The 10760-nt window shown below is 71.2% G+C and carries 9 protein-coding genes and 1 tRNA gene; 8 read left to right on the top strand and 2 right to left on the bottom strand.

Features of this window, described 5'->3' with window-relative positions:
- Positions 1-25 precede the first annotated feature (25 nt).
- Complete coding sequence (locus AB0K08_RS04540) at positions 26-1363, top strand: patatin-like phospholipase family protein (RefSeq protein WP_363352567.1); 1338 nt, start codon at positions 26-28, stop codon at positions 1361-1363.
- Here the strand turns inward: AB0K08_RS04540 and AB0K08_RS04535 are convergent.
- Positions 1325-1396: transfer RNA gene (locus AB0K08_RS04535), tRNA-Asn, on the bottom strand. The genes AB0K08_RS04540 and AB0K08_RS04535 overlap by 39 nt on opposite strands.
- A gap of 117 nt (positions 1397-1513) precedes the next feature.
- Between AB0K08_RS04535 and AB0K08_RS04530 the strand changes: the two genes are divergently transcribed.
- On the top strand, positions 1514-3046 hold the full coding sequence (locus AB0K08_RS04530) for an MFS transporter (RefSeq protein WP_363352116.1): 1533 nt from the start codon (positions 1514-1516) through the stop codon (positions 3044-3046).
- Here AB0K08_RS04530 and AB0K08_RS04525 read toward each other — a convergent pair.
- Complete coding sequence (locus tag AB0K08_RS04525) at positions 3043-4686, bottom strand: ATP-binding cassette domain-containing protein (RefSeq protein ID WP_363352566.1); 1644 nt, start codon at positions 4684-4686, stop codon at positions 3043-3045. The two genes, AB0K08_RS04530 and AB0K08_RS04525, sit on opposite strands and share 4 nt — an antisense overlap.
- Before the next feature lie 235 nt (positions 4687-4921).
- Between AB0K08_RS04525 and AB0K08_RS04520 the strand changes: the two genes are divergently transcribed.
- The 6 genes from AB0K08_RS04520 (at position 4922) to AB0K08_RS04495 (ending at position 10721) form a co-directional block, all read left to right on the top strand.
- Positions 4922-6154 carry an MFS transporter gene (locus AB0K08_RS04520; RefSeq protein ID WP_363352114.1) on the top strand — a complete coding sequence of 411 codons (1233 nt, stop codon included), beginning with the start codon at positions 4922-4924 and terminating at the stop codon, positions 6152-6154.
- A 119-nt stretch (positions 6155-6273) separates the two neighbouring features.
- The gene (locus tag AB0K08_RS04515) at positions 6274-6789 is read left to right on the top strand and encodes a ferritin (protein WP_363352112.1); all 516 of its coding nucleotides are present in this window, start codon (positions 6274-6276) and stop codon (positions 6787-6789) included.
- A 268-nt stretch (positions 6790-7057) separates the two neighbouring features.
- The gene (locus tag AB0K08_RS04510; protein WP_363352110.1) at positions 7058-7894 is read left to right on the top strand and encodes a phage holin family protein; all 837 of its coding nucleotides are present in this window, start codon (positions 7058-7060) and stop codon (positions 7892-7894) included.
- Between the two features lie 25 nt (positions 7895-7919).
- A complete protein-coding gene (locus tag AB0K08_RS04505; protein ID WP_363352108.1) occupies positions 7920-8564 on the top strand; it encodes a CDP-alcohol phosphatidyltransferase family protein in 645 nt (214 codons plus the stop codon).
- The gene (locus AB0K08_RS04500; protein ID WP_363352106.1) at positions 8561-9475 is read left to right on the top strand and encodes a DMT family transporter; all 915 of its coding nucleotides are present in this window, start codon (positions 8561-8563) and stop codon (positions 9473-9475) included. Before AB0K08_RS04505 ends, AB0K08_RS04500 begins: the two co-directional genes overlap by 4 nt.
- 46 nt (positions 9476-9521) lie before the next feature.
- Complete coding sequence (locus tag AB0K08_RS04495; RefSeq protein ID WP_363352104.1) at positions 9522-10721, top strand: glycosyltransferase; 1200 nt, start codon at positions 9522-9524, stop codon at positions 10719-10721.
- Positions 10722-10760 lie beyond the last annotated feature (39 nt).

Raw genomic sequence — 10760 nt, 5'->3', positions numbered from 1 at the left:
GTGGCAGGCCGGGGTCCTCCAGGCCCTGGAGGAGGAGGGGCTGGACTTCGCGCACGTGGACGCCACCTCCGGAGGCATCCTCAATGCCGCTGCACTGCTCTCCGGCGTCCGCGCCGAGGAGCTGATCCGCCGCTGGCGCACGGTCAGGGTCCGCGACTTCGCCTCCCCACTGCCGGTGGCCGACTACCTGAGGGGGCCGTGGAACCTCCCCGCCCTCAGCAGCCCGGAGGGGATCCTCACCTCGGTGTTCCCGGCGCTGGGCATCGACGTGGCGCGGATCCGGTCCTCCCCGGTGGAGGGCTCCTTCAACGTCACCGATTTCACCCGCAAGACCAGTGTGGCGCTCGACGCCTCGGCCGTGGACGCCGAGGTGCTGGCGGCCGGGATGAGCCTGCCGATCTTCATGACCCCGTTCCGGCAGGGGCCGGCGGTCTGGACGGACGCCGCGTGGATCCGCGACGCCAACATCACGGAGGCCCTGGACCGCGGCGCCGACGAGGTGTGGCTGATCTGGTGCGTGGGGAACTCCCCGTACTGGGGGCTCGGGCCGCTGGAGCAGTACGTGCACATGATCGAGATGAGCGCCACGGGGGCGCTGCTCGCCGACTTCGCCGTGGCGCGGGCCGCCGGCCGTCCGTTCGTCCTGCACGTGATCAAGCCGGAGCATCCACTGCCCCTGGACCCGGAGTTCTATCTGGGCCGCATCGACGCGGAGACGCTGATCGGGATGGGGTACCGGGACGCCACCGCCTACCTGGCCGGTCGGGATCCCGGCGGGGTGTCGGCGGACCACACGAGCACCGCCATGACCGAGCCCCCGCCCGGGGCCCGCTGGACCGAGCGGTGGTCCTCCCGGGACGCCCTCGCCCGGCTCACCGTCTGGAGGCCCAGCCACGACCGCCGGCAGGGGAGGGTCACCGGGTTCGTGGGGGCCACGGGTTGGGACGCCCCGGCCGCACTGGCAGACGGGACCCGCACGGCCTCATCTCCGGGAGGCGACTGGACCTACTCCGGGCGCATCCGCCGGGACGGACGGTGGATCGAGGTCTCCCTCTCCCGGGGCACGCGACGCTCCGGGCCCCGGGGCCGCACGGCCAGCCTGAGAATCGGCGCCGAGCGGTTCCCGGTCACGCTGTCCGTCCGCGATGCCACCCACCTGGTGGCCTCGATCGCGGCCTTCGGCGCCCACGGCGTGCGGGAACGCGCCGCCGCGGTGGTGGCAGGGGCCGGCACGGCCCTCTCGAGCCTGCTCCTCCGGCGCGGCGCCGCCGGCACCAACGACGAAGGCCCTCGCCCCGCAGTGCGGGACGAGGACCTTGAGAAGCTCCCGCGGCTGGACTCGAACCAGCAACCCTTCGATTAACAGTCGAATGCTCTGCCATTGAGCTACGCGGGACTGTTGCCGCCGTTCATAGAACAGCTGGACAGCGGGTTCTACTGTACCCAAGTTCGGCAGAACTGTGAAATCCACCGGACCGGCCGCCGTCGGGCCGCAGGGGGCTAGAGTTCTGCGGTGACCACCGCTCCTGCGCCCGCCCCGCTGAGCCCTGCCCGCCGGTGGCTGCTCCTGGTCACGGTCAGCGCCGGGGTGCTGTTGATCACGCTGGACAACACCATCCTCTACACGGCCCTGCCCACGCTGACGGCCGAGCTGGGGGCGAACGCCTCCGAGTCCCTGTGGATCATCAATGCCTACCCGCTGGTGATGTGCGGAGTGCTGCTGGGGGCCGGGACCCTGGGGGACCGGTATGGGCACCGGCGGCTCTTCCTGACCGGCCTCGTGCTCTTCGGGGCGGCCTCCCTCGTGGCCGCCTTCGCTCCGGAGGTCGCCGTCCTCATCGCCGCGCGGGCCCTGCTGGCGGTCGGCGCGGCCTGCATGATGCCCGCCACGCTGGCCCTGATCCGCATCGGCTTCGACGACGTGCGGGAGCGCAACCTCGCCATCGGCGTGTGGGGGAGCATCTCCCTGGTGGGGGCCGCCCTGGGCCCGATCATCGGCGGACTGCTGCTGGAGGCCTTCTGGTGGGGGTCGGTCTTCCTGATCAACGTTCCCGTGGTCCTCGCCGCCCTGGTGCTGACCCCGTGGGTGGCCCCGCGCGGACGGGCGGACCGCTCCACCCGCTGGGACGCCCTGAGTTCGGTCTACGCCATGGTCACGCTGACGGGCGCCGTGTTCGCGATCAAGCAGGCCACCGGCCCGGAGCCGTCTTGGCCCGTCCTCGGCCTCGCCGCGGCCGTGGCCCTGGCCGGTGGCTGGGCTTTCACCCACCGCCAGCGCGTCCTCCAGGACCGGCTGGGAGCCCCGGTCCTGGACTTCGCGGTCTTCCGCAACCGGGCCTTCTCCGCCGGGGTCCTCGCGGCGGCCTGCTCCATGTTCGTGATCGGCGGCGTCCAGCTCGTCACCACCCAGCGGTTCCAGCTCGTGGAGGGCTTCACGCCCCTGCAGTCCGGGCTGCTGGTGGCGGCCGTGGCCGTGGGCTCGCTGCCGGCCGCACTCGCCGGCGGGGCCAGCCTGCACCGGCTCGGGCTGCGCGCCCTGGTCGCCGGGGGATTCGCCCTCGCCACCGTCGGCATGGTCGTGACCGCCCTGGCCGCCACCACCAGTGTCCCGTGGCTCGTGGCCGGGCTGGTGCTGACCGGGGCCGGCCTGGGCGCCACCATGTCCGTGGCCTCCACGGCCATCATCGGCAACGTCCCCGCCCGCCAAGCCGGCATGGCCTCCTCCGTGGAGGAGGTGTCCTACGAGTTCGGCAACCTGCTCGCCGTGGCCCTGCTGGGCAGCCTGGCCACCCTGATCTACACGGTCACGGTCCAGCTGCCGGCCGGTGCCCCGGAGGGGGCCGCGGACTCGATGTCCGGCGCGGCAGCCCTCGCCGAGGGCGACCCGGCCCTGCTGGCCGCCGCCGGAGCCGCCTATGACACGGCGTTCGTCTGGGTCCTGGTCATCGTCACCGCGGTCATCGCCGCTGCGGCCGTGGGCACCGGCCGGCTGCTACGCCACTACGGCCCCGGCACCCCGGCCAGCGCCTACGAGGCCAACCACTAGGCCGCACCGGCAGGGGGACCGAGTTCCAGGCGCGGCCAGCCGCCGAGGTCCCGCAGCATCTGCCGGTCGTGCGTGGCGACCACCACGGCGGCCGGCGTGCCCAGCAGCGCCTCGGTGAGATCGTCCACGAGTGGCGCCGAGAGGTGGTTGCTCGGCTCATCCAGCAGCAGCACGTCCGGCCGTTCGGCCAGCCGCAGCGCCAGGTGCAGGCGGGACTGCTGCCCGGCGGACAGGGCACCCACCGGCGTGCGGAGGGCCTCCGCACCGAGCAGGCCGGTGGCTCCGATCGGAGCCAGATCCTCCTCGCGGTGCGTCCCGTCGGCCAGGAGCCGGTGCACGTGGTTCCGGTACACCTCATGGGCGAGCAGCCGCGCGGGCCAGCTCGGTGGCTCCTGCCCGAGCAGTGCGACCCGTGCTGCGGACAGGCGCCGGACCTCACCGGTGTCCGGTGTGATCATGCCCGCCAGCACGCCCAGCACCGTCGACTTGCCCGCACCGTTCGGTCCCGTCACGAGCAGCCGTTCGCCGCCGGCCAGCCGCACGTCCACCGGGGATTCCAGTCTGCCGGCCACCGTGGCCCCCCGGCAGTGCAGCAACGGCCGCCCCGCGCGGACCGCCAGCTGGGGGAAGGTCAGCCGCAGGGGTGGTTCCGGCACCGTGATCCGGTGTGCCTCCAGTTCCGCCTGGCGCCGCCGCACAGCCTGTACGACGCCGGGTGCCCGGCTCTGGCGTTGATGCTTCCCGTGTCCCTTGGCCGGGCGCCACGCGGATTCCAGCCGGTCCCGGGCCGCGTCGGCGGCCTCGGCCAGGCGCCGGTGCTCGGCCCCCTGGGCCTCGAAATCCTGCACCCAGCGCTCTCGGGCGGCCGACCGTCCGGACTGCCAGCCCGCGTAGCCGCCGGCGTAGAGCACCGGGCGGCCGTCCTGGCTCGGGTCCAGGTCGAGGAACTCCTCGGCCACGTCCCGCAGCAGGGCCCGGTCATGGGTGACGAGGCCCAGCCCGCCCGGGTGCGCGCGCAGCCGTTCGGTCAGGTAGGCCAGGCCCTGGGCATCCAGGTGGTTGCTCGGTTCGTCCAGCAGCAACAGGTCGTACCGGGCGCCGAGCACACAGGCCAGGCGGACCCGGTACCGCTGGCCCACGGAGAGCTTGGCCAGCGGCCGGGAGCGTTCCGTCACGGCGTGCAGCCCGGCCAGGGCCAAATCCACGCGTCGTTCGGCATCCCAGGCGTCCAGCAGGGTGGCCGCCTCCAGCGCTGCGGCGTAGTCGTCTGCGGCACCGGCCTTGCCCTGGGCCAGGTCCTCGGCTGAGGCATCCAGCGCGGCCAGGGCGGTCAGGGCGGGGCCGATGGCCTCACCCACGAGCGTGCCCACGGTCTGGCCGGGGCCGGCGTCGAGGGTCTGACCCACGATCCCGCACGTGCCCGCCCGGGTGAGCGAGCCGCCGTCGGGCGTCAGGATTCCGGAGAGGACGTGCAGGAGGGTGCTCTTGCCGCGGCCGTTCTCGCCGACGATCGCCAGCCGTGAGCGGGCGGATACGGTCACCTCGGCTCCGCGCAGGATCTCCCGGCCGCCGCGGACCACGCGCAGGCCCTCGGCCCGCAGATGGGCCGTGGCGCCGGCGGGCAGGGCCGGGGACAGCATGGACAAGGTGGTGTGGGGATGGGGATGGTTCACGGTACTGCCTTCGACTCGTCATGGAGCCGGGCACGCCGAAGGGCCGCCCGGCGGGAACCGGGACGACGGTCGGTGGTGAGGGGTGAGGGGCCGGCCGCCGTCAGCGGGCGGGGCGCAGCCTCACCGAGGCGATGCCGAGATCATGCATGCGGGCCATTCTATCCGGGAGGGTCCGCGTGTCACCCCCGGATATCCTCGATCCATGATCAGAACGCCCGCGGGACCGCCGCAGCCACCCGGGCGTGAGCCCCGGCGCACGCGGTTCGTGCTGATCTCCGTGACGGCCGTGGTGCTGATCGGCCTGAACCTGCGGGCCGGGATCGCCTCGGCCGGTCCGCTGTTCCATGATCTGCAGGACCTCCTGGGCTACGGCGCGCTGGCCGCCGCCCTGCTGCCCACCGTCCCGGTGCTGTGCTTCGCGGTGGCCGGAGCGGCCACCGCCTGGCTGGTCCGGCGGGTGGGGCTGGAGCCGGCCATCGCCCTGGCCCTGCTCCTGCTCACCGGGGGCCTGGCCGCCCGGGCGGTGGACTCGACCCTGATGCTGATGGCCGGAACGGTGATCGGCATGAGCGGACTGGCGGTGTGCAACGTGGCCATGCCCTCCTACATCCGTCAGCACCACACGGATCGTGCCGCCACCATGACGGCCGTGTACACGGTGTCCATGACTATCGGTGCCACCACCGCCGCGGCGGTGGCCGTGCCGATCGCAGGCGGCCTCGGCTCGCCCACCCTGGGCCTGGCGGCGTGGGCCGTCCCGGCAGCCGTGGCCTTCGCCGTGTTCCTGCCCCTGGCCGTCCGCAGCCGAGTGGCCGATGACTGGGCCGCACGCCAGGGCGTCCCCTACGTCTCACCGTGGCCGCTGCTCAAGACCCGGAAGGGGCTGCTGTTCACCTCGCTGTTCGCGGCCCAGGCCTTCCTGGCCTACGGCGTCCTCGGGTGGTACCCGCACATCCTGGTCTCGCGGGGACTGGATGCCACCACGGCCGGGCTGATGCTGGGACTGATGCAGCTGGTGGGGATCCCCACCATGATGGTGCTGTTGGCGATGGCGGGCCGGCCGTGGCTGCTGCGCACGGCGTTCATGATCACCTGCGGTGCCTCGCTGGGCGGTTATGTGGTGTTGCTGTTCGCGCCGGTGGACTGGGCGGTCGGGACCTCGATCCTGATGGGGTTCGGCTTCTGCGTCTTCCCGCTGCTGATGCTGCTGATCAGCCGCAGCGGGAGCACCTCGGCGGAGACCACCGCCCTGTCCACCCTCGCGCAGTCACTGGGCTACCTCGGCGCTGCCCTCGGTCCGTTCGGCCTGGGCCTGATGAACGGGATGCTGGGGGACTGGACGGCGGCCCTGGTGGTCGTTCTGGTGGTCTCCGCCGTCCAGGCGGTGCTGAGCCACCGGGTGACTGCGGCTCCACGCCAGGCTGCCGGTTCCTGAGTGTCTGCCTCCGGCGCCTGACGCGCCAGGCCTCCGGCTCCCGGTCAGGCGTGCCTTGCCTTCCTTAGACCAGCCTTCCCTTCGGTGACAAGGCGAACCCGCAGTCCTACTGTGGTCCCATGAAGCTTTCAGATGACCTCTTGAAGAAGTTCAACGAACAGATCACCCTCGAATTCGAGGCGTCGCTGGTCTACCGCCAGCTGGCCATCGAGGCGGATGAGCAGGACCTGAGCGGCATGGCCGCATGGCTGCGTCATCAGGCGGACGAGGAGATCGTCCATGCCAACAAGTTCATCGATCACGTGGTGGACCGGGACAACCACGCCGAGATCGGTGCGATCAACGCCCCGGAGGTCGAGCGGGGGCTCTCGCCGCTGTCCATCTTCCAGGCCTCCCTGGCCCATGAGGTGAAGGTGTCCAACGCCATCCGGGACCTGTACCGCGAGACGGACGCCGCCGGTGACCTGGACTCCCGCCCGCTGTTGAACTGGTTCGTGGATGAGCAGCTCGAGGAGGAGGCCACGGTCAGCGAGATCGTCGGCCGGATCAAGCTCATCGGCGATGACGGCGCCGGCCTGCTCCGCCTGGATGCGGAACTCGGTTCCCGCTCCGTGGGCACCACAGAGGCCCACTGACGCCGCACCCCGCGAGCCCCGATGCGGGCGCGCAAAAGCCGGTGCCGCCTGAAAGGGGGGTGGGGCGGCACCGGCTGGACGCGACTCTACCCCAGTCACTTGAACTGTCAATCGAGCAGGGTGGAGGCCACGAAAGTCGGTGGTAGGTTTGTCCTGCCCGGACCCGTCCGGGTCAGTTCCGGATTCCAGTCGTAGACCACAGGGAAGGCACTCCTCCATGGCCAACCAGGGTTCTCCCCGCGTTTCGGACCAGACTCGCTCCAGCTCATTGAGCGACCTGGTCACCACTGCGGTCCGTCTGCTCCCGCTGCAGCTCAAGGACGAGCTGGCCATGGTCAAGGGCCAGATGGGCAAGAAGGGCATCACCGCCGGCATCGGCATCGGCCTGGCCGTGGTCGGCCTGGCGTTCCTGTTCATCACGGTCGTCTCCCTGATCGTCGCGATGATCGGCGGCTTCGCCCAGGACCGCCCGATCTGGTTCTCCGCCCTGATGGTGGCCGCCGGCGCGCTGGTGGTCGCCCTGATCTTCATCCTGATCGGGTTGCTGCGCGTCAAGGCGGCCATGCCGCTGGTCCCCGCTGAGACCATCCAGGGCGTGAAGTATGACATCGGCTACCTCAAGGAAGGCAACGCCTTCGACCCGGCGGAGTTCGACCGCCTGGAGGCCCAGCGGGCCGAGGAGAAGAAGATCGCCGCAGCCCGCGAGGAGGAACGCCGCAAGGCGGCCGCCGCGGAGGACAAAGCTGCCAGGAAGCGCGGAGAGGCCCCGAAGAACGCCACCGTCCAGGCCGCCTCCTACGCCGAGCTGCGCCGCCGCACCCAGTTGCGCCGGCAGCACCTGGGGGACCTGCGCTCCGGGCTCGAGGAGAAGACGGACCTCAAGTCGCAGTTCTCCGCCTTCACCTCCCAGGCCAAGCACGGTCCAGCGGCCGGCGCGGCCGGGGAGGACCAGACCTCCCAGACCGCCCCGCACCACACGGGGGCCCGGGCCGGCCAGAAGGCCAACGACGCCGGCGAGTACGTGAAGGAACGCTGGCAGCCGCTGGCCCTGTTGGGTGCGGCCTCCACGGCCATCGCCGTCTTCGCCCGTCAGCTCAAGAAGTAGTCACCCTCCCAAGGCGCTCGGGGACATGCGGCTGATCGGTGCGGGCACCCGTGATGACATCGACTACGTGGTCACGGACCGCTTCTGGACCGTCCCGAACTGTGTCACCCTGCTGCGCTTCTGCCTCGTCCCGGTCTTCGTGTGGCTGGTGGTCACCGAGCAGTACCTGACGGCCTTCATCCTCCTCGCGGTCCTGTCCAGCACCGACTGGGTGGACGGGTACATCGCCCGGCGCTTCAACCAGATCTCCACGGTGGGGCAGTGGCTGGATCCCCTGGCGGACCGGCTCTCCCTGGTGGTCGTCGCCGTCACCCTCGTGGCCACGGGGATCGCCCCCTGGTGGTTGGTGGCCGCACTGGTCATCCCGGATGTCGTCCTGGCGGCGGCCGCACTCATGATGTTCCGCGGCAGCCCCGAGCTCGAGGTCACGGCGCTGGGCAAGATCCGCACGGCGCTGTTGCTGGTGGGAGCCCCCCTGTTGCTGTTGGCCCAGGTTCCCGGACTGGCGGAGGCCCCACTCACGGTGGTGGCCACGATCCTGCTGGCCTTGGGCTGCCTCGGCCACCTCTGGGCCGCGGGGGACTACCTGGTGGGGAGCCTGCGCAAGCGTCGGCAGCTGATCAGGCGGGGGCTGGACCCCCGGGACCGGCCCAGCTGGGCCCGTTCATGAAATGGATCTCCATCCTGGCCGCCCTGGCGGCCGCCTTCTGCCTCGCCCTGGGCAGTGAGCGCCAGTCCGTCGGGGTCCGGCGCCACGAGTCCACGCTCCGCCTGCACCCACGCTCGGGGTTCCTCACCCTGTTCCGCTCCCCGGTGTGGCTGGCCGGCGGCGGCCTCATGGTGCTGGGGACCATCCTCAACGTCTACGCCCTGGCCACGGCGCCGCTGACCGTGGTGCAGCCGATCGGGGCGATCGCCGTGGTCATCACCACGGTGCTCAACGCCCGGATCCAGCGGCTGCGGCTGAACCGCGTGACCATCTGGGCCATCACGGCCTGCGTGGCGGGCTCGGCCGGGTTCGTGCTGATCGCCATCGTGGCCACCGAGGAGAACCCGGCGCCCTCCAGGTCCCAGGAGTACCTCACGGCCATCGTGGCCCTCACCGCCACGGCGCTGTTCGCGCTCCTGGCGGTGGTCGTACGACGCCGGCCCAGCGCCTTCGTCTATATCCTCGGCGCCGGCGTGTTGTTCGGTTTCGTCGCCGTCTTCGTGCGGCTGGCCTCCATCCACCTGCTGCGCGGTGATACGGGCGGGGTGGCCGGCATCCCCTGGTACCAGCTGGGCATCATGGCCGCTGCCGGGCTCTTGGGGATCTACTTCGTCCAGATGGCGCACCGGCACGGCCCGCCGGACCTCGTGGTGGCGGGACTGACCGTGGTGGACCCCATGGTCGGGGTGCTCACGGGGATCATCGTGCTCGGAGAACTGCAGCCGGATCAGCCCTGGTGGGTGGGTTGGTGCATGGTCACGGCGGCCGGGATTGCTACGCTCGGGGTGATCGCCCTGTCGCGTCACCACCCGGACGTGATCAAGCGCCGGGAGATGTCCCGCCGTGCCGCCACCCCGACGGTGGCGGAGTAGATCCGCGAGGCACCACCCACCACCTTCGCTAAGGAGCCCCTTCCCCGTGACGGCAGCATCCGAGAAGAAGCTCACGGTCCTCATCGCAGCAGACACCTACCCACCGGACGTCAACGGGGCCTCGGTGTTCTGCTATCGGCTCGCCCGGGCGCTCCATGCCCGCGGGCATGAGGTGCACGTGGTGGCGGCCCGCAACGAGTCCGGGCCGGACTCCGTGGAGTACAACGACGAGGCCACCGTCCACCGGTTGCAGTCCGTTCGGGCGTTCACCCACGAGTACTACCGGCTCGTGTTCCCGCGCCACGCCCGCGCGTCCATCGGTGCCCTGCTGGACGAGATCCGGCCGGACGTGGTGCACGTGCAGTGTCACTACATGATCGGGGACGCGGCCATCACCGAGGCGGAGAAGCGGCGGGTGCGCACCATCTCCACCAACCACTTCATGCCCGAGAACCTGGAGCCGTTCCTGCCGTTCCCGCAGTGGTTCCTGGACATCGTGTCCCGGAACTCATGGAAGGACATGGGCCGGCTGATGCGCAAGACGGCGGCCGTCACCACGCCCACCGCCCTGGCCGCCCGGACCATGTCCGAGCATGCCGACCTCGACTTCGTGCTGCCCATCTCCAACGGCATCGACTCCTCGGCCTATGAGCTGGCGCCCGGGGAGAGCATCGACCGTCCGGAACACCCCACCGTCCTGTTCGTGGGCCGGCTGGCCGTGGAGAAGAACGTGGACGTGCTCATCCGGGCCATCGGTGAACTCGCCGGCACGGTGGATGCACACCTTAAGATCGTCGGGGACGGTGAGCAACGCACGGCCCTGCGGTCCCTGGTGGCGGAACTGGGGCTGCAGGACAGGGTGCACCTCCTCGGTCACGTCAGCGACGACGAACTGCACCGGGCCTACCTGCGTGCCGACGTCTTCTGCCAGCCCGGCACGGCGGAGCTGCAGTCGTTGGTGTCCCTGGAGGCCATGAGTGCCTCCCGTCCTGTGGTGCTGGCCGATGCCCTGGCACTGCCCCACCTCGTGGAGGACGGGGACAACGGCTACCTGTTCACGCCGGGGGATCCGCAGGACCTGGCCGCCAAGCTCGCCGCCGTGCTCACGGCCAGCGAGGAGGAACGGGCCCGCATGGGGCGGGCCTCCCACGAGCGCGCCATGCAGCACTCGCAGGACACGACGGTCGACCTGTTCGAGATGCTCTACCGCGGTGCCACCGTGGAAGAGGTCCGCGCCCGGCTCTGAGCCTGCGCCGGTTCTGAGTCCGGGCCGGGATCCGGTTCG

It is taken from the genome of Citricoccus sp. NPDC055426 (assembly GCF_040677445.1).
Lineage (GTDB): Bacteria > Actinomycetota > Actinomycetes > Actinomycetales > Micrococcaceae > Citricoccus.
The sequence above is the reverse complement of the archived record's forward strand: the minus strand, read 5'-3'. Positions and strand labels throughout refer to the sequence as shown.